Origin of the sequence: Arthrobacter nitrophenolicus, from assembly GCF_000332815.1 — a bacterium.
In the GTDB taxonomy this organism is placed as follows: Bacteria; Actinomycetota; Actinomycetes; order Actinomycetales; family Micrococcaceae; genus Arthrobacter; species Arthrobacter nitrophenolicus.
Genome location: NZ_AOFD01000032.1, coordinates 23,803 through 48,697, shown reverse-complemented (window position 1 = coordinate 48,697; position 24,895 = coordinate 23,803). Strand labels below are relative to the sequence as shown.

20 protein-coding genes and 7 pseudogenes are annotated in these 24,895 nt (G+C 67.0%); 12 read left to right on the top strand and 15 right to left on the bottom strand.

The genetic code is table 11. From position 1 onward, the window contains the following. Nucleotides 1-60 precede the first annotated feature (60 nt). Nucleotides 61-1,266 carry a glycogen synthase gene (gene glgA / locus G205_RS12520; protein ID WP_035752937.1) on the bottom strand — a complete coding sequence of 402 codons (1,206 nt, stop codon included), beginning with the start codon at nt 1,264-1,266 and terminating at the stop codon, nt 61-63. Between the two features lie 101 nt (nt 1,267-1,367). Between glgA and glgC the strand changes: the two genes are divergently transcribed. The 3 genes from glgC to G205_RS12505 all read left to right on the top strand — a co-directional run bounded on the left by glgC (nt 1,368) and on the right by G205_RS12505 (nt 4,814). Continuing rightward, entirely contained in the window at nt 1,368-2,777 is a 1,410-nt protein-coding gene (glgC, locus tag G205_RS12515; RefSeq protein WP_009358291.1) for a glucose-1-phosphate adenylyltransferase, read from the top strand. 84 nt (nt 2,778-2,861) lie between these two features. Beyond that, nucleotides 2,862-4,313, top strand: coding sequence for an SDR family NAD(P)-dependent oxidoreductase (locus G205_RS12510; RefSeq protein WP_009358290.1), 1,452 nt, complete (start codon nt 2,862-2,864; stop codon nt 4,311-4,313). Between the two features lie 15 nt (nt 4,314-4,328). Beyond that, the gene (locus tag G205_RS12505; RefSeq protein WP_009358289.1) at nt 4,329-4,814 is read left to right on the top strand and encodes a pyridoxamine 5'-phosphate oxidase family protein; all 486 of its coding nucleotides are present in this window, start codon (nt 4,329-4,331) and stop codon (nt 4,812-4,814) included. A 43-nt stretch (nt 4,815-4,857) separates the two neighbouring features. Here G205_RS12505 and G205_RS12500 read toward each other — a convergent pair. The 3 genes and pseudogenes from G205_RS12500 to G205_RS12490 all read right to left on the bottom strand — a co-directional run bounded on the left by G205_RS12500 (nt 4,858) and on the right by G205_RS12490 (nt 8,248). Further along, nucleotides 4,858-5,709: pseudogene (locus G205_RS12500) on the bottom strand (transglutaminase family protein). Then, nucleotides 5,706-6,632, bottom strand: a complete 927-nt coding sequence (locus G205_RS12495; protein WP_009358288.1) for an alpha-E domain-containing protein — start codon at nt 6,630-6,632, stop codon at nt 5,706-5,708. The pseudogene G205_RS12500 and the gene G205_RS12495 overlap by 4 nt, the downstream one beginning before the upstream one ends. Before the next feature lie 60 nt (nt 6,633-6,692). Next, nucleotides 6,693-8,248, bottom strand: a pseudogene (locus G205_RS12490) (circularly permuted type 2 ATP-grasp protein). A gap of 172 nt (nt 8,249-8,420) precedes the next feature. Here G205_RS12490 and G205_RS12485 point away from each other — a divergent pair. Together G205_RS12485 and pepN are read left to right on the top strand one after the other, a co-directional pair. Beyond that, nucleotides 8,421-9,409: pseudogene (locus G205_RS12485) on the top strand (YeiH family protein). Nucleotides 9,410-9,441: 32 nt separating this feature from the next. Then, nucleotides 9,442-12,075, top strand: coding sequence for an aminopeptidase N (gene pepN, locus G205_RS12480; RefSeq protein ID WP_009358285.1), 2,634 nt, complete (start codon nt 9,442-9,444; stop codon nt 12,073-12,075). 90 nt (nt 12,076-12,165) lie between these two features. Here the strand turns inward: pepN and G205_RS12475 are convergent, their stop codons facing one another. The 5 genes and pseudogenes from G205_RS12475 to G205_RS12455 all read right to left on the bottom strand — a co-directional run bounded on the left by G205_RS12475 (nt 12,166) and on the right by G205_RS12455 (nt 16,150). Further along, nucleotides 12,166-13,257 carry a lipoate-protein ligase LplAB gene (locus tag G205_RS12475; RefSeq protein WP_009358284.1) on the bottom strand — a complete coding sequence of 364 codons (1,092 nt, stop codon included), beginning with the start codon at nt 13,255-13,257 and terminating at the stop codon, nt 12,166-12,168. Between the two features lie 95 nt (nt 13,258-13,352). After that, a complete protein-coding gene (locus G205_RS12470) occupies nt 13,353-13,610 on the bottom strand; it encodes a type B 50S ribosomal protein L31 (protein ID WP_009358283.1) in 258 nt (85 codons plus the stop codon). A 139-nt stretch (nt 13,611-13,749) separates the two neighbouring features. Continuing rightward, nucleotides 13,750-14,557 (bottom strand): annotated as a pseudogene (locus tag G205_RS12465) (TrmH family RNA methyltransferase). Between the two features lie 7 nt (nt 14,558-14,564). Then, nucleotides 14,565-15,349, bottom strand: a pseudogene (locus tag G205_RS12460) (sulfite exporter TauE/SafE family protein). A 15-nt stretch (nt 15,350-15,364) separates the two neighbouring features. Continuing rightward, a complete protein-coding gene (locus tag G205_RS12455; RefSeq protein ID WP_009358279.1) occupies nt 15,365-16,150 on the bottom strand; it encodes an ABC transporter ATP-binding protein in 786 nt (261 codons plus the stop codon). Between the two features lie 147 nt (nt 16,151-16,297). Between G205_RS12455 and serB the strand changes: the two are divergent. Then, nucleotides 16,298-17,190 (top strand): annotated as a pseudogene (serB, locus tag G205_RS12450) (phosphoserine phosphatase SerB). Between the two features lie 70 nt (nt 17,191-17,260). Here serB and G205_RS12445 read toward each other — a convergent pair. Both G205_RS12445 and G205_RS12440 read right to left on the bottom strand, forming a co-directional pair. Beyond that, nucleotides 17,261-18,015, bottom strand: a pseudogene (locus G205_RS12445) (SDR family oxidoreductase). A 127-nt stretch (nt 18,016-18,142) separates the two neighbouring features. Continuing rightward, a complete protein-coding gene (locus G205_RS12440) occupies nt 18,143-18,868 on the bottom strand; it encodes a beta-ketoacyl-ACP reductase (RefSeq protein ID WP_009358277.1) in 726 nt (241 codons plus the stop codon). Between the two features lie 151 nt (nt 18,869-19,019). Here G205_RS12440 and G205_RS12435 point away from each other — a divergent pair, with 151 nt between their 5' ends. Genes G205_RS12435 through G205_RS12420 form a run of 4 tightly spaced genes read left to right on the top strand, consistent with a single transcriptional unit; the run spans nt 19,020 to nt 21,070 of the window. Continuing rightward, the gene (locus tag G205_RS12435; RefSeq protein ID WP_009358276.1) at nt 19,020-19,451 is read left to right on the top strand and encodes a DUF3099 domain-containing protein; all 432 of its coding nucleotides are present in this window, start codon (nt 19,020-19,022) and stop codon (nt 19,449-19,451) included. Beyond that, nucleotides 19,448-19,717 (top strand): hypothetical protein, encoded by a 270-nt coding sequence (locus G205_RS12430; RefSeq protein ID WP_009358275.1) that lies wholly within the window; start codon nt 19,448-19,450, stop codon nt 19,715-19,717. The genes G205_RS12435 and G205_RS12430 overlap by 4 nt, the downstream gene beginning before the upstream one ends. After that, nucleotides 19,718-20,587 carry an SURF1 family cytochrome oxidase biogenesis protein gene (locus G205_RS12425; protein WP_009358274.1) on the top strand — a complete coding sequence of 290 codons (870 nt, stop codon included), beginning with the start codon at nt 19,718-19,720 and terminating at the stop codon, nt 20,585-20,587. It begins immediately after the preceding gene. A 3-nt stretch (nt 20,588-20,590) separates the two neighbouring features. After that, complete coding sequence (locus G205_RS12420; protein ID WP_009358273.1) at nt 20,591-21,070, top strand: YbaK/EbsC family protein; 480 nt, start codon at nt 20,591-20,593, stop codon at nt 21,068-21,070. A gap of 18 nt (nt 21,071-21,088) precedes the next feature. Here the strand turns inward: G205_RS12420 and G205_RS12415 are convergent, their stop codons facing one another. The 3 genes from G205_RS12415 to G205_RS22880 form a co-directional block, all read right to left on the bottom strand. After that, nucleotides 21,089-22,687 (bottom strand): ABC-F family ATP-binding cassette domain-containing protein, encoded by a 1,599-nt coding sequence (locus G205_RS12415; protein ID WP_009358272.1) that lies wholly within the window; start codon nt 22,685-22,687, stop codon nt 21,089-21,091. A gap of 165 nt (nt 22,688-22,852) precedes the next feature. Next, a complete protein-coding gene (locus G205_RS23490) occupies nt 22,853-22,984 on the bottom strand; it encodes a hypothetical protein (protein ID WP_009358271.1) in 132 nt (43 codons plus the stop codon). A gap of 179 nt (nt 22,985-23,163) precedes the next feature. Beyond that, nucleotides 23,164-23,487, bottom strand: coding sequence for an alpha/beta fold hydrolase (locus tag G205_RS22880; protein WP_009358270.1), 324 nt, complete (start codon nt 23,485-23,487; stop codon nt 23,164-23,166). 93 nt (nt 23,488-23,580) lie between these two features. Here G205_RS22880 and G205_RS12405 point away from each other — a divergent pair, with 93 nt between their 5' ends. Both G205_RS12405 and G205_RS21935 read left to right on the top strand, forming a co-directional pair. After that, entirely contained in the window at nt 23,581-24,024 is a 444-nt protein-coding gene (locus G205_RS12405; protein ID WP_235046906.1) for a hypothetical protein, read from the top strand. Between the two features lie 153 nt (nt 24,025-24,177). Further along, nucleotides 24,178-24,405 (top strand): hypothetical protein, encoded by a 228-nt coding sequence (locus G205_RS21935; RefSeq protein ID WP_160166611.1) that lies wholly within the window; start codon nt 24,178-24,180, stop codon nt 24,403-24,405. 100 nt (nt 24,406-24,505) lie between these two features. Here the strand turns inward: G205_RS21935 and G205_RS21755 are convergent, their stop codons facing one another. Beyond that, a complete protein-coding gene (locus tag G205_RS21755; protein WP_152419580.1) occupies nt 24,506-24,841 on the bottom strand; it encodes a hypothetical protein in 336 nt (111 codons plus the stop codon). Between the last annotated feature and the right edge of the window lie 54 nt (nt 24,842-24,895).

The following is a 24,895-nucleotide window of genomic DNA, read 5'->3' as shown; positions in this document are numbered from 1 at the left end:
CGGCGGCCGCCGCTTCCCCCGCGGGGGAAGCGGCGCCGCCGTCGTTCTGTCGAAGGAGGGTCAGTGCGCTGCGGGCAGCACCGAGCGGTACACCTCAAGCGTGGTTTCGGTGATGGATTCCCAGGAGAAGTGCTTCTCGGCACGGAGCCTGCCCGCCTGGCCCATGGCGCGGGCGCGTTCGGGGTCCGACACGACTTCGGTGAGGGCCGCGGCGAACTCGCTGACGAACTTGTCCGGATCCAGCGGCGTGCCGGTGCCGTCCGTCACCTGCTCCAGGTCCACCAGCAGGCCGGTCTGGCCGTGCTCAACCACTTCGGGGATGCCGCCCGTGGCGCTGGCTACGACGGCAGCGCCGCAGGCCATGGCCTCGAGGTTCACGATGCCGAGCGGCTCGTAGATGGAGGGGCAGGCGAAGGCGGTGGCGTGGCTGAGCACCTGGATCAGTTCGTGCCGGGGCAGCATGCGTTCAATGAGCACGACGCCGGTCCGCTGGCTTTGCAGGTCCTCGATCAGCCGGGCGGTCTCGGCGGCCAGCTCCGGGGTGTCTGCCGCGCCGAGGCACAGGACCAGCTGGACGTCGTCGGGCAGCTTCGCTGCGGCCCGGAGGAGGTAGGGCACGCCCTTCTGGCGGGTGTTCCTGCCCACAAACACGACGCTCGGTTTGGCAGGGTCGATGCCCAGGGCGCGGACGGCGTCGTCGTTCTCGTCCCGGTTCCACAGTTCAACGTCGATGCCGTTGTGGACCACGCGGACCTTCTCAGGGTCCACGCTGGGGTAGCTGCGCAGGATGTCCTGGCGCATGCCCTCGGACACGGCGATGATTGCCGCGGCTGCCTCGTAGGCGGTCTTCTCGACCCAGGAAGAGAGCGCGTAGCCGCCGCCGAGCTGTTCGGCCTTCCACGGACGCAGTGGTTCCAGGCTGTGGGCGCTCAGGACGTGCGGGATGCCATGCAGCAGCGAGGCCAGGTGCCCTGCCATGTTGGCGTACCAGGTGTGCGAATGGACCAGGTCCGCGCCCTCGACGTCCGGAACGATCCGCAGGTCCACGCCGAGCGTCTGGACGGCGGCGTTGGCCGAGCCAAGATCCTCCGGCACGGAGTAGGACGTCACATGGGCGCCATGGTAATCGGCGTCGCGGGGAGCCCCAAAAGCACGAACCTGCAGGTCAACGTGCTTACTAAGCACCCTGCTCAATTCGGCCACATGCACCCCGGCGCCGCCGTAGATCTCCGGCGGGAACTCTTTAGTCACAATGTCTATTCGCACAAGACCCAAGGTAGTCCTTCACGCATAACTGTTCTAGTGTGAAGGAGTCCGGGCATGCCGGACTGTTTGGGGAGATACGAAGGCGTACAGGAGCGACCACTATGCCGTTGAACAAAAAAGTCCTGGCCATTGTCCTCGCAGGCGGTGAGGGAAACAGACTGATGCCACTGACGGCAGACCGCGCGAAACCGGCGGTGCCCTTTGCGGGCAGCTACCGCCTTATCGACTTCGCCCTGTCCAACCTGGTGAATTCCCGCTACCTTCAGATCGTCGTCCTGACCCAGTACAAGTCGCACAGCCTGGACCGGCATATCTCCGAGACCTGGCGGATGTCCACCCAGCTGGGCAACTACGTTGCCTCGGTGCCGGCGCAGCAGCGCGTCGGCAAGAGCTGGTTCCTGGGCAGCGCCAACGCCATCTACCAGTCCCTGAACCTCATCCACGACGCCAACCCGGACATTGTGGTGGTGGTCGGCGCCGACCACGTATACCGCATGGACTTCGCCCAGATGGTTGCCCAGCACGTCAACAGTGGCGCCAAGGCGACGGTGGCCGCCGTACGGCAGCCCCTCAACATGGCCAACCAGTTCGGCGTCATCGAGGTGGACCAGAACGACCCCCAGAAGATCGCGGCGTTCGTGGAGAAGCCCGCCTCCACGCCCGGCCTTGCAGCCGACCCCACCCAGTTCCTGGCCTCCATGGGCAACTACGTCTTCGACGCCGACGCACTGGTGGACGCCCTGCACGTCGACGCCGAACGGCTGGACACCAAGCACGACATGGGCGGGGACATCATCCCCTACTTCGTCAACCAGGGCGAGGCGGGCGTCTACGACTTCACGCTCAACGAGATTCCGGGATCCACCGAGCGGGACCGCACCTACTGGCGCGACGTGGGAACCATCGACTCCTTCTACGACGCGCACATGGACCTGATCTCCCCGCTGCCGGTCTTCAACCTCTACAACTCCGAATGGCCCATCTACACCCGGCAGAGCATCTCCCCGCCCGCCAAGTTTGTCCGCGGCCAGAACAACACCGTGGGCACGGCGCTCGACTCCATCGTCTCCAGCGGCGTGGTCATCTCCGGCGGCGTGGTGGAGGGATCCGTCCTGTCCAACGACGTCTACGTGGCAACGAGCAGCCGCGTGATCGACTCGGTCCTGATGGACAAGGTGCAGGTGGGTGAGGGCGCGGTCATCAACAGGGCCATCATCGACAAGAACGTCAAGGTTCCCGCCGGTGCAGCCATCGGACTCGACGCCGACCTGGACCGGGCGCGCGGCTTCAAGGTCACTGAGTCCGGCATCACCGTCCTGGCCAAGGGCCAGAAAGTTCCCGAGCCCGGCGAAGAGGAGAGGCAGCTGGCAGCCAGGAACCTGCACCTCGTCCCCAACGCGGTCAAGGCCGCCGCGGCACAGTACCCGGATGTCCAGGAGTCCGTGGACAAGGTGGCCCAGACCCATGCAGCTGCGGCAGCCGACGCCGGTCCCCGCGCCCGGCTCTCCTAGACTGGCTGTTCCGTGGCCGGCGGCACCCCAAGGGGCGCCGCCGGCGGCGTTTAAGCTGCCGCTTCGGGCTGTAAAATTAGCCTAATGAGCTCCCCCGACCTGACCCCTGAGGAAATCCAGGCCTGCCTCAAGGTCCTGAACACCATCCACGCCTATGACGAGGAGCACCCGGACTACATCTCTGTGCGCCGCGCCACCGGGAAGATGTTCAAGGCCGTCAAGCGGCACCGCCGGGTCACCAAGCGGGACCTCATCGCCGAAGCCGACCGGGCCGTCCTTGCCCAGACGGCAACCGCCGCGCCGGACAGGATCGACGACGAAACGCGCGGCAACAAGCTTGCCCCTTCCGCCACGGGGAAAGTGGCCGGACATCTCATCCGGTCCCGGCCTTGCTACATCTGCAAACAGCACTACACGCAGGTGGACGCCTTCTACCACCAGCTGTGCCCGGAGTGCGCTGCCTTCAGCCACAGCAAGCGCGATGCCCGGACCGACCTGACCGGGCGCCGGGCGCTGCTCACCGGAGGCCGGGCGAAGATCGGGATGTACATTGCGCTGCGGCTGCTGCGCGACGGCGCCCACACCACCATCACCACGCGCTTCCCCAAGGACGCCGCGCGCCGCTTCGCCGCCATGGAGGACAGCGGGGAATGGCTGCACCGGCTCCGCATCGTGGGCATCGACCTCCGGGACCCCGCGCAGGTCATGGCCCTCACTGACTCCCTCAATGAGGCAGGGCCGCTGGACATCATCATCAACAACGCGGCGCAGACCGTCCGCCGCTCCGGCAACGCCTACAAGCCTTTGGTGGATGCCGAGGACGAGCCGCTGCCCGCTGCCCTGGAGCGGTCCAACGGCGGTCCGGAGCTGCTGACCTTTGGCCACGCACACGACAAGCACCCGCTTGCCCTGGCCGGCAGCGTCACGGAGCATCCCGTGCTGGCCGGTGACGCCATCACATCGCTTGCACTGTCCACCGGCTCCGCTTCACTGGAACGCATCGCGTCCGGGACGGCGATCGATGCCGGCGGGCTGGTGCCGGACCTCGCCACGATCAACAGCTGGACCCAGGTGGTGGATGAGGTGGACCCGCTGGAAATGCTGGAAGTGCAGCTCTGCAACGTCACCGCGCCGTTCCTGCTGGTCAGCCGGCTGCGGGAAGCCATGAAACGGTCCACCGCCCGGCGCAAGTACATTGTCAACGTCTCCGCCATGGAAGGCCAGTTCTCCCGCGCCTACAAAGGCCCGGGGCACCCGCACACCAACATGGCCAAGGCTGCGCTGAACATGATGACACGCACCAGTGCCCAGGAAATGCTGGAGACGGACGGGATCCTGATGACCGCCGTCGATACCGGATGGATCACCGACGAACGCCCCCACTTCACCAAGGTCCGGCTCATGGAGGAAGGCTTCCACGCCCCCCTGGACCTGGTGGACGGCGCCGCCCGCGTCTACGATCCCATCGTCATGGGCGAGAACGGCGAAGACCAGTACGGCGTGTTCCTGAAGGACTACAAACCCAGCCCCTGGTAGCGGTAAGCTCGCGGCATGAACGCCGAGCCAGCCTCCACTGAAGAGCCATCGTCCGCCGTGCAGAACCTTGAACACCATGAATGCTGGGCCATGCTCCGGACGGTATCCGTCGGCCGGCTCGCCATCGTGGTCGACGGGCGCCCGGACATCTTCCCCATCAACTACACCGTGGACGGCGGCACAGTAGTGTTCCGTACCGGCGAAGGCACCAAGCTGTCCGGCGCCTCGGGCGACTCTCCCGTGGCGCTTGAAGCCGACGGCGTGGATCCCTCGACCGGCATGGCGTGGAGCGTGGTACTCAAGGGCACCTCTGCCGTGGTCAGGGGCACCGAGGAAGTCCTGGACACGGCGCGGCTCTACCTCTTCCCCTGGCAGGCGGGGCACAAGGATGCCTTCGTCCGGGTCACCCCGGACAGCGTGACCGGACGCCGGTTCAAGGTGACAGATCCCCTGACCTGGTGGACCCAGCACAGCAGCGCCGCAAAGTCCTCGCCGGAATAACGCGGCCATAAACCCGGAAATCGGAGCCCAAACCCGGGACTGGTCAGGCGAGCTGCGTGATCTCCACGCTCACGCTCAGGCTGAACCGCCGCCGCCGGACAGGATGCCCTTGAGCGGGGAGACGTCACGGTAGTCGCGCCCCCGTGCCACGGTGACGTGGAAGTCGCCCGCCGGCTTGTGGTTGGTGGGGTCCCAGCTCCGCCATTCGCCGTCCCACCACTCCAGCCAGGCGTGGGACTGTCCGGCGACAGTCTCCCCGATGCCGGCGCTAGAGCGCGGGTGCAGGTAGCCGGAGACGTAGCGGGCCGGAATGCCGCAGCTGCGCAGCGCACCGATCGCAAGGTGGGCCAGGTCCTGGCAGACGCCCTGGCGCTGGCCCCACGCCTCTTCGGCGTTGGTGGTGACGCCGGTGGAACCGGACATGTACGTCATCTCGCCGCGCATCCACGCGAAGATGGCCATGGCGGCCTCGTGCGGGTTCTTCCCGGCAACCACCTCCGGGATGATTCCCAGGACCTCCTCGCCGGGGCCGCTGAGCCGGGACTGCGGCAGCCAGTCGCTGAACGTGTTCAGCGTGTCCGGCGACGCCAGGACGTCCCAGCCCACGATGTCCGCCTCGGACGGGATCTTCTCGGCCCGGTGGACCTCGACGGTGATGTTGGAGACCACCTCCAGGTGCTCATGCGGCATCTGCATGTCGAAGGCCCGTGACCCGGGTGCCCCAGTAGTCGCGGTAGGTGCTGACGGCAGCCTGCGACGGCGAGACCTTCACCACCGACTCCAGCACCACCTGCTGGGAGTCCGTCAGCGGCGTCATCCTGGCCTCGTTGTAGGACAGGGTGACGCGCTTGTTGTACTTGTACGCCGTCTTGTGGGCGATGCTCAGCCGGGTCATGAAACTTCTCCCACCCAGGCCAGTTCATCCGCCTGATTGAAGTACTTACGGGAAATGGCGTCCGATGCCTGCGACACTGCCTTCTGCACGCGCTCCATGTGTTCCGGCAGCTCGGACATGAGGTCGTCGGTGCGGTGGAACTCAAGGAACGTGCGGGCCTGGCCCACGATCCGGCGGGCGTCGTTGATGAAGCCCACCCGCTGTGCTGAGGGGTCGAGTTTGGCCAGGCATTCGTCGGCGTCGCGCAGGGCGTAGACGATGGAGCGCGGGAACAGCCGGTCCAGCAGGAGGAACTCGGCCGCATGCTGGTCGCCGAAGGCCGCCCGGCGGGTCCGGAGGAAGGACTCGTAGGCGCCGGCGCAGCGGAGCATGTTCACCCAGGACATGCCCGCGGACAGCACGTCCCGGGTGGACAGCATGCGGGCGGTCATGTCCGCGCGTTCCAGGGAGCGGCCCAGCACCAGGAACAGCCAGCTCTCGTCATGGCTCACCGTGGTATCCGCCAGGCCGCTGACCATGGCTGTACGTTCCAGCGTCCAGTTGCAGAACCGGTAGGTGCCCACCACGTCCTTGCGGTGCTGGCTCAGCCCGTAATAGGTGGTGTTCAGGCTCTCCCAGAGACCGGAGGACACTGTTTCGCGGGCACGCCGTGCGTTCTCGCGGGCAGCGCCGAGGGAGCCGGCGATGGACGTGGCACTGGTCTTGTCATAGGCAAGGGCGTGCAGCAGTTCCGGCAGCCCGAAGTCCTCGTTCTGCGGGCGGGCGCCCATGACGGCCAGGAGTTCCTGGGCCACGCTCTTGCGTTCTTCCATGGGCAGGTGGTTCAGCCGCTCCAGGTGGACGTCCAGGATGCGTGCGGTGCCGTCCGCCCGCTCCACGTAGCGGCCGATCCAGAACAGGGATTCGGCAATTCGGCTAAGCATTCGCGGCTACCTCCTGCGGGCCCGAAAAGGGAAAAGACTTCTGCCGGGCTGTATCCCGGCTCACTGCTGCTGCTCCGACTGGCGGTCGCGCCAGTTGCTCTCCACCGGCCAGACGGAGACCCGCTCGCGCACCGAGATGGAGGGCCGGGGAACGGTTTCCACGGGCATCTGCGGCGAATCGGCGAGGACCCAGGTGTCCTTGGAGCCGCCGCCCTGGCTGGAATTCACGATCAGCGACCCTTCCTTCAGCGCCACACGGGTCAGGCCGCCGGGCAGCACCCAGACGTTGTCGCCGTCGTTCACCGCGAAGGGGCGCAGGTCCACGTGGCGGGGACCGAACTTGTCGCCGCTGAGGGTGGGCACGGTGGAGAGCTGGAGCACCGGCTGGGCGATCCAGCCGCGGGGATCACTGATGATCCGCTGGCGGAGCGCGTCCAGCTCGTCCTTGGAGGCGTCCGGGCCGATCACCAGGCCCTTGCCGCCGGAGCCGTCCACCGGCTTGACCACCAGCTCGGCCAGGTTGTCCAGGGTGTACTCCCGGGCTTCCTTCTCCTCGAGGCGGAACGTGTCCACGTTCGCGATGATGGGCTCCTCGCCGAGGTAGTAGCGGATCAGGTCAGGAACGTAACTGTAGACCAGTTTGTCGTCCGCGACGCCGTTGCCCACGGCGTTGGCGATGGTGACCCCGCCGGCGCGGGCGGCGTTGACCAGGCCCGGGCAGCCGAGCATGGAATCGGCGCGGAACTGCAGGGGGTCCAGGAAGTCGTCGTCGATCCGCTTGTAGATGACGTCCACGCGCTGCTCACCGGCGGTAGTGCGCATGTACACGCGGTTTCCGCGGCAGATCAGGTCACGGCCCTCCACCAGCTCCACGCCCATCAGGCCCGCGAGCAGCGTGTGCTCAAAGTAGGCGCTGTTGAACACACCGGGGGTCAGGACTACCACGGTGGGGTCGTCGACGCCGGCCGGTGCGGTCTTGCGCAGGGCGGACAGGAGCCGGCGGGGGTACTCCTCCACCGGGCGGATGAGCTGCTGGCCGAACGCTTCGGGCAGGCCCTTGGCCATGGCGCGGCGGTTTTCCAGGACGTAGCTGACACCCGACGGGACGCGCACGTTGTCCTCCAGGACCCGGAACGTCCCGGCAGCGTCACGCACTACGTCGATGCCCGAGATGTGCACGCGGACGCCGCCTGCGGGCTCGAAGCCGTGGACCTGCCGGTGGAAGTGCGCGCTGGTGGTCACCAGCTGGCGGGGGATCACGCCGTCGGACACCACGGTCATTTTGTCGTACACGTCGTTAAGGAACGCCTCCAGCGCGCGCACGCGCTGCGCGACGCCGCGTTCCAGGACATCCCACTCGGCGGCGGGGATGACCCGCGGCACGATGTCCAGCGGGAAGGGGCGCTCCTCCCCCGCGAAGTCGAAGGTGACGCCACGGTCCAGGAAGGTGCGGGCCATCGAGTCGGCGCGGGCACTGACGTCAGCAGGGAGAGCTTGCGGAGTGCCTCTGCCACCTGCCCGTACGAGTCCCGTGCCTGCTGGCCTGGGGCGAACATCTCATCGTAGGCTCCGGTCCGGGCTGCGGCCTCGGAGTAGTCCTGGAATAGGTCTGGCATGCCCAATAGCCAACCATCTTTTTGTTTCGAACTCATAAACCGGCCCTCAATTGGCGTGTTGGCCGGGGCCGCCGGTTCGCTGATTCCGCGCCGCATCCGGCACAGTAGGGAGGTGCCAGTCAGCAGAAGCCATCCAGCGTCCGGTGAGGGACAGCCCCGCCGCGCTGGCCGGCTGCTTCCCGGACTGGCCACCGCCGCGGTGGCCTGGTGGCCGCATTCCTGGTCCACGCCGTGGTTCCGGCCCTGCCGGCGATGACCATGGCCGTGGTGCTGGGGGTCCTGGCGGCGAACCTGCCACTGGCGGGCGTGTGGACTGCCGGGCGGGCCAGGCCCGGCCTCGACTTCGCCGGCAAGCACCTGATGCGCGGCGGGATCGTGCTGCTGGGGCTGAAGGTCAGCGTCATGGATGTCCTGGGGCTGGGCTGGCTTTCGCTGGTCCTGATCACCGGGGTGGTGGCGGCAAGCTTCGGCGGCACGTACCTGATTTCCCGGCTCTTCCGGCTGCCCCCGGTGACGGCCCTCCTGGTGGCCACCGGGTTCTCGATCTGCGGCGCCTCAGCCATCGGCGCCATCGCCGCCGTGCGGCGCATCCGGCACGTGGACACGGTCCTGCCGGTGGCCCTGGTAACGCTGTGCGGGACGCTCGCCATCGGCGTCCTGCCCCTGCTGGTGCATCCGCTCCAGCTCACCGCGCCCGTCTTCGGCGCCTGGACCGGCGCATCCGTGCACGACGTCGGCCAGGTGGTGGCCACGGCGCAAACCGCAGGTACGGCGGCGCTGGGCATCGCCGTCGTCGTCAAGCTCACGCGGGTCCTGCTGCTGGCACCGGTGGCCGCCATGGCCGGCACGCACCAGCGTCTCGCGGTCCGCCCGGACAGCGACGGGGCGGACCCGAAGCTTCCGCCCGTGGTGCCGCTGTTCGTGCTCGGCTTCGTGGCGATGGCGGGACTCCGGTCCACCGGCTGGGTGTCCGGAGAATGGCTGGAAGCGGGGGCGGTGCTGCAGGACGTCCTGCTGGGCGCGGCGCTGTTCGGACTGGGCTCGGCCGTGCGGATCCGCACCCTGCTCCTGACCGGCGGGCGTGCCCTGCTGGCGGCCCTTGCGTCCTGGCTCCTGATTGCCGCCCTGGGACTCGCCGCCGCCCTGCTGATCGCCCGCTGATCCCCGCGCCGGCACCGTGATTAGATAGCTGGGTGTCGAATCAGAATCTGCAGCGCGACGAGGCTGCCGAACGGTCAGCCCTGATCACCACCACCAGCTACGACGTCTCGCTGGACGTGCGGCAGGCAGCGGATCCGGACGTCCCCGGCTACACCAGCCGGAGCGTCATCACCTTCTCCGCCGCCGAGGCCGGCACATCAACCTTCCTGGACTTCATCGGCGGCGGGGTGCACAGCGTGTTCCTCAACGGCAAGGGCCTGCGGGTGGAGGACGTGGTGGACGGGGCGCGGATCCGGCTGGACAACCTGCAGCTCGAGAACCAGGTCACCGTCACGGGCACCGCCCTGTACAGCCGCTCCGGCGAGGGGATGCACCGCTTCGTGGATCCCGCTGACGGCCAGTGCTACCTGTACACGCAGTACGAACCGGCCGACGCCAGGCGGGTCTTCGCGAACTTCGAGCAGCCCGACCTCAAGGCCACCTTCACCTTCCACGTCATGGCGCCGGCGGACTGGCATGTGGCATCCAACGGGGTGGAAACGGCCCGCACGCTGCTCACCAGCGACCCCGCTACCGCCCGCTGGGACTTCGCCACCACGGAGCCCATGTCCACGTACATCACCACCGTGCTGGCCGGCCCCTACTTCAAGGCCGAGGACCGCTGGCAGGCAACGCTCGACGACGGGACCTCCCTGGACATCCCGCTGGCCCTGTACTGCCGGGCGTCCATGGCGGACTCTTTCGATGCGGAGGAGCTGTTCCGGGTGACCAGGAACGGGCTGGACTTCTTCAACCGGCTCTTCGCCTACCCCTACCCGTGGGGCAAGTACGACCAGGCGTTCGTGCCGGAGTACAACCTGGGCGCCATGGAAAACCCCGGCCTGGTCACCTTCACCGACAGCTACGTGTTCACCTCCCGCGCCACCGACGCCCAGTACCAGGGACGTGCCAACACCCTTCTGCACGAGATGGCGCATATGTGGTTCGGCGACCTGGTGACCATGCAGTGGTGGGATGACCTCTGGCTCAAGGAATCCTTCGCCGACTACATGGGCACCCTGGGCGTTGACCGGGCCACCGGCTGGGACTCCGCGTGGGTGAGCTTTGCCAACAAGCGGAAGGCGTGGGCGTACGTCCAGGACCAGCTGCCCACCACGCACCCCATCGTGGCGGACATCCCCGACCTTGAAGCGGCCAAGCAGAATTTCGACGGCATCACCTACGCCAAGGGCGCCTCGGTGCTCAAACAGCTGGTGGCGTATGTGGGCTTTGACGCTTTCATCGCAGGCTCGCGGGAGTACTTCCGCAAGCATGCGTACTCCAACACCACCCTGGCGGACCTCCTGGCGGCACTCAGCGCCGCCTCCGGCCGGGACCTGTCCGGCTGGGCACGGAAGTGGCTCCAGACCGCGGGCATCTCCACCCTCGCCCTGGAGGTCACGCCGGACGCAACGGACGACGGCGCCATCGGCAGTGTGGCGATCGTCCAGGAGGCCGCGGACCCGGTCACGGGACGGGACAAGCCCAGGCCGCACCGGCTCCGGGTGGGCCTGTACGATTTCGACGCCTCCGGCGCCCTGGTCCGCACCGGAAGTGTGGAAACCGACGTCGACGGCTCCGCCACGCCCGTTCCGGACCTGGCGGGCAAGCCGCGGCCAGCGCTACTGCTCCTCAACGACGACGACCTGACCTACGCCAAGGTCCGGCTTGATCCGGTCTCCCTGGACACTGTCCTGGCGTCACTGGACAGGATCATCGACCCCATGGCGCGGGCCCTGTGCTGGACGGCGCTGTGGAACTCGGCCCGGGACGGGGAAAACCCGGCCGCACGCTACGTCGACGCGGTGGCGGCGTTCGGCCCGGCGGAAACCGGCATCGGCGTCCTGCTGAACATCCTCGAGAACGCCTGCACCGCCGTCGAACGCTACACCCCGGCTGCCGGACGGGACGGTGTACGGTCCTCGTTCCTGGCGGCCGTCGCTGCCGAGCTGGACCGTGCCGCCCCCGGGTCCGACCACCAGCTGGCGTGGGCCAGGACGCTGGGCACGCTCAGCAGGCACGAGCCCGCCCTGCTCCCGCGCCTGCGCGGACTGCTGGACGGTACGGCACCCCTCGAGGGGCTGGCGGTGGACGCCGAACGCCGCTGGCATCTCTGGCACGCACTCGCCGCGAACGGCCAGGCAACCCTTGCCGAACTCGATGCCGAACTGGCGCGCGACACCACCGCATCCGGGCGCGCCGGCCATGCCACAGCCGTTGCGGCGCGGCCGGACCCCGCCGTCAAGGCCGCCGCGTGGCAGGAAGCCGTCCACGGCACTGCACTCTCCAACCAGCAGCTCAGCGCCACCATCAGCGGCTTCACCACTGCCCCGGCCGGCCTCCTGGATCCGTACGTGGAACCCTACTTTGAGTGCCTGCGGGACGTGTGGGACGGGCGGAGCATCGAAATCGCCAGCAGGATTGTCCGCGGGCTGTTCCCCCTGAACCAGGACCTCGCGGAAGGCATGGCACCTGCGGACCACCCTGTACTCCGCAGGACCGATGACTGGCTGGCAGCATCCGCCGACGCCCCGCGCGCACTGCGGCGCATCATCGTGGAGCAGCGCAGCCACCTGCTGCGGGCACTCACGGCCCAGGACGCCGTCGTGGTTTCATCAGCGCCGTAGCCTTGTGCCGCCGTGCGCAGCGACCACCCGGCTCGCTGCGCACGGGCAGTCCCTGCGCGCCCATCCCGGCGGTCAGCGCGGGGTGCGGTGCTAGGGAACCCGGTGGAGCCATTCCTCAGTACCGAACTTCATGGCCACGCGTTCACGGGCCAGGGACAGTTCACTCTCGGTGAGGGCTGAGGTTGTGGCCCCGTACCGCCCGGTAAAAACCTCCGCCATGGCCTCGATGATCGCCGTCCGGGCCAGGCCGGTCTGCCGGCGGAGCGGGTCCACGCGCTTCTTGGCGCTGCGGGTCCCCTTGTCCGAGAGCTTCTCCTTGCCGATCCGGAGGACCTCCACCATCTTGTCCGCGTCGATGTCGTAGCTCATGGTGACGTGGTGCAGCATGCCGCCGTTGGCGAGCCGTTTCTGTGCAGCGCCGCCGATCTTCCCCTGGTCCGTGGCGATGTCGTTGAGCGGCACGTAGAAGGCCGTGATGCCAAGCTTCTCCAGGGCTGCCATCACCCAGGCGTCCAGGAAGGGGTAGGAATCGGCGAAGCTGAGCCCGTCAACGAGGGTCTGCGGCAGGTACAGCGAGTAGGTGATGCAGTTGCCGGCCTCCATGAACATCGCTCCCCCGCCGCTGATCCGGCGGACCACGCTGATGCCGTGCTTTGCCACGCCGGCGGGGTCCACCTCATTCCGGACGGACTGGAAGCTGCCGATGACCACGGACGGTTCCTGCCAGTCCCAGAACCGCAGGGTGGGGTTGCGCCGGCCGGCACCGACTTCTTCGGTCAGGACCTCGTCCAGTGCCACGTTGATTTCGGTGGGCAGGACCGCGGGCGGGATGACGTTCCAGTGGTGGTCGGTCCACGAGGTTGCCTTGGCCAGTGCCCGGCGCACCGTGACGGCCACGGCGTCGGCGGAGAAGCCGAACAGGCCGGCGTGCGCCGGAAGCGCTGCCGTGATAGCCGCCGCTAGGTCGGCGGCGGGCGTGGATTCGGGCAGGCCGGTCAGTGCCCGGTTGATGTCCAGGAGGGCCTCGTCCGGTTCGAGGAAGAAGTCGCCGCTGATGGAGACGTCCGCCAGGTGCCCGTCGGTCACGGACAGGTCCGCCACCACCAGTTTCCCGCCCGGGACCTTGTACTCGCCGTGCAGGCGGTTGCTGGACTCATTGTGCGGCAGGAGGTGGTGGCTCATGTCGTCCATCCTGCCGCAAATGGGTCCACGGTGTTAAAGCAGGAAGGCCCGCACCGTTGCCGGTGCGGGCCTTCCGATGAAGCTTGGAGGAAGAATTACTTCTTGCCGCCGAAGCCCTTGAAGCGAGCGTTGAAGCGCTCGACGCGGCCTGCAGAGTCCATGATGCGCTGCTTGCCCGTGTAGAACGGGTGGGACTCGGAGGAGATTTCGACGTCGATGACCGGGTAGGTGTTGCCGTCTTCCCACTCGATGGTCTTCGAGGAAGACACGGTGGACTTGGTCAGGAACTTGACGCCGGAAGCCAGGTCGTTGAAAACAACAGCTTCGTACTTCGGGTGGATATCAGACTTCATAATGGGACCTTTGTTCACGCAGCTGGATTTTGCCAGCTGCCAGGTATGAATGGGATGGAATGTTCTGCTGCGCCGAAGCGGAATCAGCAGGACAACCAGCTATCAATCATAGCGGACACCGGTGGTGCTGACGAACCGGCTAGGCCCGTGCCCGCAGCTCCCAGAACGCCACGGCCGACGCCGCCGCCACATTGAGCGAGTCCACGCCGTTCCGCATGGGGATCTTCACGGCGAGGTCGACGGCGGCAAGCGTCTCCGCGCTCATGCCGGCGCCTTCGGTGCCGAGCACCAGGGCGAGTTTGTCGGGGTTCCGTGCCGCGACGACGTCCACATCCTGCGCGTCCGCCGTGAGCTCCAGGGCTGCCACCTCGAAGCCGTGGTCCTTGAGGACCTGGAGATCCTGCGGCCAGCTATCCAGCCGGGCCCAGGGAACCTGGAACACCGTTCCCATGCTGACCCGGACACTCCGGCGGTAGAGCGGGTCTCCGCACCGCGGCGAGACCAGGACGGCGTCGATGTCCAGGGCGGCGGCGGACCGGAAGATGGCGCCCACGTTGGTGTGGTCCACGATATCCTCCAGCACGGCCACCCGCCGGGCGCCGGCCAGGAGTTCAGGCAGCGGGACGGGGGCCGGACGGTGCATGGCTGCCATGCGCCCCGGTGCAGGTGGAACCCGGTGATTTCCTCGAGCAGCGCCGCCTTGCCGATGAAGGCCGGGACGTCGGGATGCTCGTCAAGGACGTCCCGCAGGTCTTCGAGCCATTTCTCGGCCAGGAAGAACGACCGGGGCTGGTGGCCGGCTGCGAGGGCACGGCGGAGCACTCGGAGGATTCGGCGATGTACATGCCCTCCGCCGGCTCGCGGAGCTTGCGCAGGTGGACGTCGGTGAGCCGGGTGTAGTCGGACACGCGCGGATCGTCCGCGGACTCAAGATAGTGGATTGTCACCGGGCGATTATTTCAGCAGATTGGCGGTCATGAATCCCAGGGCCACCAGCCCCAGCACGAAGATCACGGCACGCAGCACCGTCGGCGAGAGCCGGCGGCCCACCTTGCGCCCAGCAGGCCGCCGATGCTCGAACTGACCGCGATGAGCAGTACCACCAGCCAGTTGATCCGGTCGAAGGCGAACAGCAGGTAGGATACGGCAGCCACCAGGTTCACGCCAAGCACCAGGATGTTCTTCATGGCGTTGGCGTTCTGCATGGTGCCGGTCAGGAAGACTCCCAGGATCCCGACCAGCAGGATCCCCTGTGCTGCCACGAAGTAGCCCCCGTAGACGCCGGCGAGGTAGACCAGCACCACCAGGAGCACGCCGTGCCGCTTGTCGCGCACCGCGTGTTCGGGGTTTTCCTCGCGGTTCCGGACCCACGCCTGGAGCCTGGGCTGGAAGACCACCATGAGCAGCGCCACCACCAGCAGCACAGGTGCCACATAGTGGAAGACTTCCTCCGGCAGGTGCAGGAGGAGCCAGGCACCGGAGATGCCGCCCAGGAGCGACGCCGGGAGCAGGCGCAGCAGCTGGCGGCCGCGGCCCTTGAGTTCCCGCCGGTATCCGAAGGCCCCCGCGGCACCGCCGGCCACCAGCCCCATGGCGTTGCTCATGGAGGCGACCACCGGTGTGATGCCCAGGGCAATGAGCACCGGGAACGTCACCAGCGTGCCGGAGCCCACCACCGCGTTGATGGTGCCGGCCCAGAGGCCGGCGATGGACACAAGGATGCTGCTGAGCAGGTCCATCGTGTTGCTTGCCGCTTAGCGGCGCGCGGTGGCGGTGTAACGGCCGGCGCTCTCCGTGACATCGAGGTCAAGGCCGAACGTGGTGCTGAGGTGCTCGTCGGTGAGGACTTCGGTGATCGGGCCTGCGGCGACCACGCCGCCGTCGCGCAGGAGCATGGCATGCGTGAATCCGGGCGGGACTTCCTCCAGGTGGTGGGTCACCAGGACCATCGCCGGAGCCGCCTCGTCGCTGGCGAGTTCGCCGAGCTTGTGCACCAGCTCCTCGCGGCCGCCGAGGTCCAGGCCTGCGGCAGGCTCGTCGAGCAGCAGCAGTTCCGGGTCCGTCATGAGGGCGCGGGCAATCTGGACGCGCTTGCGTTCGCCTTCGGACAGGGTGGCGAAGGTCCGGTTCAGCAGCGGGCCCATCCCCCACTCGTTCAGCAGGCGGAAGGCGCGGCGTTCGTCGTTGCGCTCGTAGCCTTCCCGCCAGCGCCCGGTGACTCCGTAAGCTGCCGTCACCACAACGTTGAGGACATTCTCGTGTTCGGGGATCTGGGTGGCGAGGGCTGCCGAGGAGAGGCCGATGCGGGGGCGGAGCTCGAACACGTCGGTGCGGCCCAGGGTCTCGTCCAGGATGCCGGCGGTGCCGCTGCTGGGGTGGAGCCGAGCGGCTGCGATCTGCAGGAGGGTGGTCTTGCCTGCACCGTTGGGGCCCAGGATGACCCAACGTTCTCCTTCATTGACTTCCCAGTCAATCTTGTCCAGCAGGGTTTTCTTACCTCGGACAACACTGACGGAAGACAATTCCAGAACATCACTCATAGGAGTAGACACTAGGACATAAAAGAGGCCGACTGATAACCGGTGGCCGGGCACCGAAACACGGCCTCCACCGGCGGGATTGCGCAGATGCGGGGCCATGCGCAATGAATTCAAAGGACCCGGCGGCGGCTCGATAAGATTGCAGGCATGACTTCGAACGTGACTGCGGTCAGCTATGGCCAAAATATGACTCCAAACGGGCTGGAGCAGCTGCGTTCCGTCCTGGCCGCCGCCGGCGCCAGGTGCTGCGGGAAGACTCCCTGGGTGACGAACGTTACCGCGTTCAGGTGGCGGAACTCGCCCTTCCGGACGCCACCGCCGCCGGCCTCGCCGCCCTCCGCCGGGCCGTGGCCGAAGCCGGCATCGACGGCCAGGACACCGCCCTTGTTCCCGGCAGCCTCCGGTCGGCCCCGCGCAAGCTCCTGATCATGGATGTGGATTCCACCCTGATCCAGCAGGAGGTCATCGAACTCCTCGCGGCCTATGCGGGCAAGTTCGAAGAGGTGGCCGCCGTCACCGAAGCCGCCATGCGGGGCGAGCTGGACTTCACCCAAAGCCTGCACGCCCGGGTGGCGGTCCTGGCGGGGCTGCCGGCCGACGTCGTCCATTCCGTCCGGCAGGAAGTGAAGCTCAGCGAAGGGGCCGCCGAGCTCGTGGCCGCGTTCAAGGCGGCAGGCCATGTGGTGGCCGTGGTGTCAGGCGGCTTCAACCAGATCCTGCAGCCGATCGCCGAGGAACTGGGCCTGGACTACTGGCAGGCGAACGAGCTGGAAATCGTCGACGGCGTGCTGACCGGCAAGGTCCTGGGCGCAGTGGTGGACCGGGCTGCCAAGGAGAAGTACCTGCGCGAATGGGCGGCCGCCGAGGGCATCGCGCTGGAACACACGGTGGCCGTGGGCGACGGCGCCAACGACCTGGACATGCTGGGGGCGGCCGGAATCGGCGTCGCTTTCAACGCCAAGCCCGCCGTCCGGGCAGTGGCGGACGCCGCTGTCAACATGCCCTACCTGGACGCCGTCCGATACGTCGCCGGCGTCTGAACGTCTTCGAATAAGCCAAGAAGAAGGAGTCCGGTGCACGCACCGGACTCCTTCTTCTTGGCAGGTTGGGCTACTGCTGCGCGCCCTTGCCGAAGTAGTCTGCGCCGCCGGCGTATTCGGTGTGGCCGGATTCGACGTCGGCGGTCGCCATTCCTGCCACCACCTGTGCAAACTCCTCCACGGAGTACAGCTTGCCGGCCTCTGCGCGGCGGGCCTCAATGGCGCCGGGCGTGGAGCGGTCCAGCAGCGTGGCGGTGACGGTGCCCTCAATCATGTCGCCGGACACTACCACCAGGGAGATCCCCTTCTCGGCCAGGCTGGGGATGAGCTCGCGCAGGGCGTCCTCGCCGGCACGCTTGCTGCGGGCCACGGCTCGTAGGCGGGCATGGTGGGGACGGTGTTGATGAAGTGCGCCTGGTGGCTAGTCACAAAGACCACGCGGGAGCCTTCCTTCATCAGCGGCACCGCGGCGTTGAGCATGTTCAGCTGGGCGTCGCGGTTCAGCTTAAGCGCGTAGTCCTCGCCCATGCCGGTTTCCATGCCGCCGGAGGCGTTGAGGACCAGGATGTCCAGGGAACCGAAGTTCTCCATCGCCGCGGAGGCCAGGGCCTGGACGCCTTCCTGGGTGGTGAGGTCCGCACCCACGGCCACGGCACGGCCGCCGTCGGCCTCAATCCCCTGGACCACCTTGTTGGCGCGGGGCGCCTTCTGGCGGTAGTTCACGACGACGGCGGCGCCCTCGCCGGCAAGGATCTTGGCTACGTCAGCGCCGATGCCGCGCGATGATCCGGTGACGATGGCGGTCTTGTTGTCCAGCAGTCCCATAGGGGCTCCTTTTGTTCGATACGTCTAAATCCATGAAGGCCTGCTGTCCATCATGCCAGCGGCCGGTGCCGATTCCGTTGTCCGGGTCCCACAAAGAAGCCCCGCGGGGCTAGTTTGGCGGAAGGGGTCAGTGGCCCATGCCCAGGCCACCGTCTACAGGGATGACCGCGCCGGAGATGTAGGCGGCCTCGTCGCTGGAGATCCAGCGGACCACGTTGGCCACCTCGGACGCCTCGGCGAACCGGCCCGCCGGGATGCTGGCCAGGTAGTCCTTCTGGGTGGCTTCGGGGAGCTCGGCGGTCATGTCCGTGTTGATGAAGCCGGGGGCCACCACGTTGGCGGTGATGCCGCGGGACCCGAGCTCGCGGGTCAGGGAGCGGGCGATGCCCACCAGGCCGGCCTTGGAGGCGGAGTAGTTGATCTGGCCGGGGGCGCCGTAGAGGCCGGAGACGGACGAGATGAGGACAACACGGCCCTTGCGGAGGCGGATCATGCCCTTGGAGGCCCGCTTGATAACGCGGAAAGCACCGGTGAGGTTGGTGTCGATGACGGACGTGAAGTCGTCCTCGCTCATGCGCAGCAGCAGCGTGTCCTTGGTGATCCCGGCGTTGGCAACCAGGACCTCAACGGGGCCGTGGGCGGCTTCGACCTCCTTGAAGGCTGCGTCCACGGATGCCTCGTCGGTGACGTCCGCCTTGACGCCGAGGATTCCGTCCGGCAGCTGTGATTCGCTGCGGTAGGTCACGGCCACCTTGTCCCCGTTGGCCAGGAATGCCTCGGCGATGGCCAGGCCGATGCCGCGGTTGCCGCCGGTGATGAGGACGCTGCGGGGGGCGGAAACTGCTTCAGTCATTAAGACGCTCCGGAATTCTGCGGCACGCTGCCGCGGTAGCAAGGGTGGGATGGGCTGCCTGACGATCTTATCGCCAGCTCCGGCACGGGTTTGGGTGGCACTGCCGATGGTGAGAGAATTGATGCAAGCCTTTGGAGCGTGATAAACCACCGTGACCCTTGAAAACCATGCGGGACAGACCGCGGCCGGAGAACCCGGGCGGTTCTCCGGTGACTCGGAGGTCCACAGCATTACGGATGCCGCGGGTGCGCACTCCGAGGACATGCGCAAACGCATGATCCAGTACGCCCTGGCGATGGGCATCCGCATGGTGTGCCTGATCCTGATCTTTGTGGTGGACGGCTGGTTCAAGATCGTCATGGTTGCCGGCGCCGTGTTCCTGCCGTGGATCGCGGTGGTCATCGCGAACGGGAACGACAAAGCCGAGGCGCACAGCGATTCGCTGCTGGACTCCGCTCCCCTGGCCGAAATAGAAAGCCCGCTGCAGCCCGCCCGCGACGACGGTCCCGGCAGTGAGGTGCTGCAGGGTGAGTTGATCGACGACGACGGGACCGATCCCGGGGAGGAGCGGCAGGCATCATGAGCATCTTCGACTTTGCTGCAGGGACCGATCCTGCACTGGCCGAACCAGGGGCAGTCTGCTCCCGCAAGGCCTGCCGGTCCGGCGCCTCCTGGCAGCTCCTCTGGAACAACCCCAAGATCCATGCCCCCGAGCGGCGCAAGATCTGGCTGGCCTGCGGTGAGCACCGGGACTGGCTGGAGGACTACCTGCAGACGCGCGGGCTGTGGAAGGAAACGCTCCCGCTCGACGCCGGCTCCCCGGACAGCGCCCCGGAGCAGGACAGCTGAATGTACCGTTTCCTGTTCTCCAGCAAGTGGCTGGGCTATCTCCTGCTGGCCGCGATCTTTGCCACCGCCTGTGTGTTCCTCGGCCGCTGGCAGATGGACCGCCGGGCGGAGACGCTCGCCGAGATCAACCGCGTGGTGACCAACTACTCCGCAGCGCCCATTCCCTTTGACCAGGCACGCGACCAGTTCAGCCGCCTGGATCCGGCCAAGGAGTGGACCCAGGTGGAGCTGAAGGGCACCTATGACGTGGCAGGCCAGCGCATTGTGCGGAACCGTCCGCTGAACGGGCAGCCCGGCTACGAGGTTGTGGTCCCGTTCCGGCTGGAGTCCGGCGAAACAGTGGTGGTGGACCGCGGCTGGCTCCCCATCGGCAACAAGAACCCGGGCAGCCCGGACTCGGTGCCGGCGCCGCCCGCCGGTGACGTCACCGCCGTCGTGCGTTTGAAGCATCCGGAACCCGAACTGCAGCGCGGGGCACCGGAAGGCCAGCTGGCATCCATCGACCTTGCCGCCTATTCCAAGGAACTCGGCTATCCCCTGCTGACCGGCGCGTACGGACAGCTCGCGTCCGAGACGCCGCCGGCAGCGGACATGCCGGCCGCCTTCCCGAAGCCGTCCACCGAGGAGGGCACGCACCTGTCCTACTCGCTGCAGTGGTTCGCCTTCGGCATCCTGATGTTCGTGGGCTTCGGCTACGCCGCCCGGCAGCAGGCGCGCAACGCGGCCATCGACGCCGAGGATGACGCCCTGGATGACGGAACCGTCCATTCCGCCGCGTCAGCCCGCCGTCGGCCGTCCCCGCCGCGGAAGCGGAAGAAGGCGACGTCCGAGGAAGAGGAAGACGCGCTCCTGGACGCGCAGGGGTACTGACCCATGGCCGACAACGGCAGTGCCGGCCCCGTCGCCTTGGTGAAGTCCGCGCTGGTGGCAGCCGGCGTCGGGGATACCGTGCGCAGCTTCCCGGCCGGGGTGCCCACCGCGATCGCGGCGGCCGAAGCGCTGGGCTGCGACGTCGCGGCGATCACCAACAGCCTGGTCTTTGACCTGAACGGCGAACCGCTGCTCATCCTGGCCAGCGGGGCGGCAAGGGTGGACACAACCCTGGTGGCGGGGCACCTCGGCGAGGGAAGGATCCGCCGCGCCTCACCGGACTTTGTGCTGAAGCATACGGGCCAGGCGGTGGGCGGCGTGTCGCCGGTGGGCCACCCACGGAAGATCCGGACGCTCCTGGACGAGTCACTCAGAGGCCAGGAGCTCCTCTGGGCCGGCGCAGGTGACCACACCACGATGTTCAGCATCACCTACGGCCAGCTCCGCGAGATCACCGGAGCCCGGGAGCTCCGGGTCCGTTAGGCGCTAGGGCGCTAGGCGCTAGGCCAGCGTGATCAGGTCCAGGTAGTCCTCGTTCCACAGGTCCTCGACGCCGTCCGGCAGCAGCACCACACGCTCCGGGTTGAGGGCTTCCACAGCACCTTCGTCGTGGCTGACCAGGACGACGGCGCCCGTGTAGTTCCGCAGTGCGCCGAGGATTTCGGCGCGGCTGGCGGGGTCCAGGTTGTTGGTGGGCTCGTCGAGGAGGAGTACGTTGGCGCTGGAGGCCACGATGGTGGCCAGGGCCAGGCGCGTCTTCTCACCGCCGGAGAGCACGCCGGCGGGCTTGTCCACGTCGTCCCCGGAGAACAGGAACGAGCCCAGGATGCCGCGGACCTCGGCGTCCTTCATGTCCGGTGCGGCCGAGCGCATGTTCTCCAGGACCGTGCGGTCGTGGTCCAGGGTCTCGTGTTCCTGGGCGTAGTAGCCCACCTTGAGGCCGTGGCCGGGAACGATGTCCCCGGTGTCGGGCTGGTCCACGCCGGCGAGCATCCGCAGCAGCGTGGTCTTGCCGGCGCCGTTGAGGCCCAGGATGACCACCTTGGACCCGCGGTCAATGGCGAGGTCAACGTCGGTGAAGATTTCCAGCGATCCGTAGGACTTGCTGAGCCCTTCGGCCGTGAGCGGGGTCTTGCCGCACGGCGAGGGATCCGGGAACCGGAGCGCTGCCACGCGGTCATGCTCGCGGACCGCCTCCAGGCCGCTGAGGAGCCGCTCGGCACGCTTGGCCATGTTCTGCGCGGCCACGGCCTTGGTGGCCTTGGCACGCATCTTGTTGGCCTGGTCCATCAGGACCTGGGCCTTCTTTTCGGCGTTGGCGCGTTCGCGCTTGCGGGCGCGCTCGTCCGTTTCGCGCTGCTGCAGGTAGCGCTTCCAGCCCATGTTGTAGAAATCGATCTGGGCGCGGTTGGCGTCCAGGTGGTACACCTTGTTGACCGTGGCCTCGAGCAGTTCGACGTCGTGGCTGATCACGATCAGGCCGCCCTGGTGGTTCTTGAGGAAGTCGCGGAGCCAGGAGATGGAGTCCGCATCCAGGTGGTTCGTGGGCTCGTCGAGGAGCATGGTTTCGGCACCGGAGTACAGGATCCGGGCCAGTTCCACGCGGCGCCGCTGGCCGCCGGAGAGGGTCTTCAGCGGCTGGTTCAGAATCCGCTCGGGCAGCGCGAGGTTGGAGGAAATGGCCGCCGCTTCCGCTTCCGCGGCGTAGCCGCCGCCGGAAAGGAACTCGGCCTCCAGCCGGTCATAGCGTGCCATGGCTTTGCGCTGGACCTCCGCGTCCTCGCTCGCCATGTCGGCCTGCGCCTTTTTGAGCTTGCCGACGACGACGTCCAGGCCGCGTGCGGACAGGATGCGGTCCCGCGCGAGCTGCTCCATGTCCGGGGTCCGCGGGTCCTGCGGCAGGTAGCCGATCTCGCCGCTGCGGGTGACCTTGCCGGCGGCCGGCAGGCCCTCCCCCGCCAGGACGCGGGTCAGGGTTGTCTTCCCGGCGCCGTTACGGCCCACCAGGCCGATTTTGTCGCCCTTGTCGATGCGGAAGCTCACCTGGTCCATGAGGAGCCGGGCGCCGGCGCGCAGTTCGAGGTCCTGGACGGTAATCACAGCAGGTAAGGCCTTTCACAACAGGGAACGCCCCAGCCTCGGGAGGATCAGGAGGACGCGGGGCAGAATGGCCGGAGAACGGCCCGTACAAGTCTACCGCCCGGTTCAACCGTTGGGGACCTTGCCTTAGTTGGCTGTCCCTTCGGTGTTTTGCCGGGCACTGGCTCACAGTGTTGCCGCAATGTCCTCGACTGCCTGCGTGAGTGCGGTCATCGACGCCGGGCCGCCGTGCCCTTCGTCCTCGACGATGACGAGCCGGCTTGTTGCCCATTGGCGGTGCAGCCGCCAGGCGGTCACGACGGGGCCGCTGATGTCCCGCCGGCCGTGGATCAGATGTCCGGGATGCCGTTGAGCCGGTGCGCGCGGGCCAGGATCTCCTGGATCTCTGCCGGGCTGGTTGTCGTCACCGCCACCAGGGCGATGCCGAGGACGCGTCCGGGGTGCTCCAGCGCGTATGCAAGGGCCAGCGTGCTGCCCTAGGATGCGCCGGTGACAATACACTGTTCGATGCCGAGGTGCTTTCGGACCGCCTCGATGTCCTGAACCAGTGTCTGGGTGGTGTTGTCGTGCAGATGGTCAAGGTCTTCATAAGCTGCCGGAGTGCTGCGGCCGCAGCCGCGCTGGTCCAGTCCTACCGTGAGGAAGCGGCGCGGGTCGTGGCGTTTCCGGTAACCGCCCTGGCCGAGTGAAGAACCTGGCCCGCCGTGCAGGTACAGGACAGGAAAACCATCAGGATTTCCCGTGGCTTCCCAGTAGATCCGGGCGTGGGGCACGTCCACCCAGCCGCTGTCTGTCTGCATCGTTCAGCCCTGTTCCCGTCGTTCCGTCTGCCCCACACTGGGGAGATGAAGCTGTCATTCCGCCCAGCCCTGCCGGCGGGATTGCGTTCCGTCTTGGTTGCCACAGTACTGGGCGGCACCGTGATGGGGTCCGCGGGTGCCTGCGGGCCCTTCACCACCGGCGAGCCTCCATGTTTCCCGCCGTCCTACACTGTTTCTCCCGACAGCGTGCAGCCGGGAGACACGGTGACCGTCTCCGCACCCGCAGCGAACTGTAATCCGCGGTATGGAACTGATGCCCGGATCCAGGTAATTGTCACCGATGCCAAGGGCGCAGAGGTCGTCAATACAACGGCTCCGATGAGCGACGCCGGAGAGTTCACTTATGCTTTCACGGTTCCTGCAGACATGCCCGTTGGCAAGGCGACGGTGACCGCCATGCCCTACGCGATCGACTGGTGCGACGACACCGGAAAGAACAACAGGGCGGGAGGGGCTACGGATCTCATACGTGCCTCCTGCGTCATGCCCGTGGAAACTCTGACGATCACGCCCTAACTGGTCCATATTCCGCGTTTCCCACTCGGCTGCCTTCTATGCTTCTCAAATGGGGAAAAGCATAATGCGGGAGGGCTCGGGGAAGCACAGGCCAATCTACGTTGAAATTGGTATTCGGGCCTCAATGGACCGGGTGTAACCATCAAAGCCGCGGTGCGCAAGCACGACGTTACCGTTACCGCGACACTGCAAACTTTAACGATGTTCCAGCGAATCGGCCTCATAAGCGGTGTGACCTCTTTCGGATTGCCTGGCGGCAATGATGCCATCTCGGGTCGCCGCCCGGATGACTCCATAGAGAACGTAAAAGAATATGGCCGCAAATACGACCGTCAGAATAATGTCCATCGTTACCCCCAATGGTTTAGCCGTCCAGCTTGAACTTTGCCAGCCTACTTCAGCCGTACAGCTCGCGATCTCGCTAACGTCGCGAGTGGAACCGTCTGCGGGACGGCCAGCAGGGGGTGCTGGTGTCCCGTAATCAGTTCCGTTGTCGTGTGATGCTTACTTCGCCGCTGCCTGCGTTCGCTCGGAGGCAATCAGCGATTCGCTCGGCTTCCTTCTGAGTAGCGGTTTCGAGCAGTTTGATGCTGAGATGCGTTGAGGGCAAGTTTGCAGATTGAATGGCCTCCTCGATTAGTGGGTCTTCCAGGCAGTGTTCGATCGAGGCATCATTCTCCCTGGGGCCGAGAACGGACACGTGCCAGCGGCCCGGCGGCGCAGAGCTGGTGGTTGCCTCGTTTGGTGTCTTACCACAGGCCACGAGGGCAAGAGGCAACAGGGCGAGAGCCATCAAATGACGCGTTCGGCTTTTCACGTGCGGGTCCTTCCCCCAATCCCGAATAAGCCCAGAGCATACGCCTCAACCGGA

Excerpts from the sequence above, each read along its gene's own strand:
- glgC (WP_009358291.1), top strand. The coding sequence starts at position 1,368 with ATGCCGTTGAACAAAAAAGTCCTGGCCATTGTCCTCGCAGGCGGTGAG.
- G205_RS12510 (WP_009358290.1), top strand. The coding sequence starts at position 2,862 with ATGAGCTCCCCCGACCTGACCCCTGAGGAAATCCAGGCCTGCCTCAAG.
- G205_RS12505 (WP_009358289.1), top strand. The coding sequence starts at position 4,329 with ATGAACGCCGAGCCAGCCTCCACTGAAGAGCCATCGTCCGCCGTGCAG.
- G205_RS12495 (WP_009358288.1), bottom strand. The coding sequence starts at position 6,632 with ATGCTTAGCCGAATTGCCGAATCCCTGTTCTGGATCGGCCGCTACGTG.
- G205_RS12475 (WP_009358284.1), bottom strand. The coding sequence starts at position 13,257 with ATGAGCCACCACCTCCTGCCGCACAATGAGTCCAGCAACCGCCTGCAC.
- G205_RS12470 (WP_009358283.1), bottom strand. The coding sequence starts at position 13,610 with ATGAAGTCTGATATCCACCCGAAGTACGAAGCTGTTGTTTTCAACGAC.
- G205_RS12455 (WP_009358279.1), bottom strand. The coding sequence starts at position 16,150 with ATGAGTGATGTTCTGGAATTGTCTTCCGTCAGTGTTGTCCGAGGTAAG.
- G205_RS12440 (WP_009358277.1), bottom strand. The coding sequence starts at position 18,868 with ATGACTGAAGCAGTTTCCGCCCCCCGCAGCGTCCTCATCACCGGCGGC.
- G205_RS12430 (WP_009358275.1), top strand. The coding sequence starts at position 19,448 with ATGAGCATCTTCGACTTTGCTGCAGGGACCGATCCTGCACTGGCCGAA.
- G205_RS12425 (WP_009358274.1), top strand. The coding sequence starts at position 19,718 with ATGTACCGTTTCCTGTTCTCCAGCAAGTGGCTGGGCTATCTCCTGCTG.
- G205_RS12420 (WP_009358273.1), top strand. The coding sequence starts at position 20,591 with ATGGCCGACAACGGCAGTGCCGGCCCCGTCGCCTTGGTGAAGTCCGCG.
- G205_RS22880 (WP_009358270.1), bottom strand. The coding sequence starts at position 23,487 with ATGCAGACAGACAGCGGCTGGGTGGACGTGCCCCACGCCCGGATCTAC.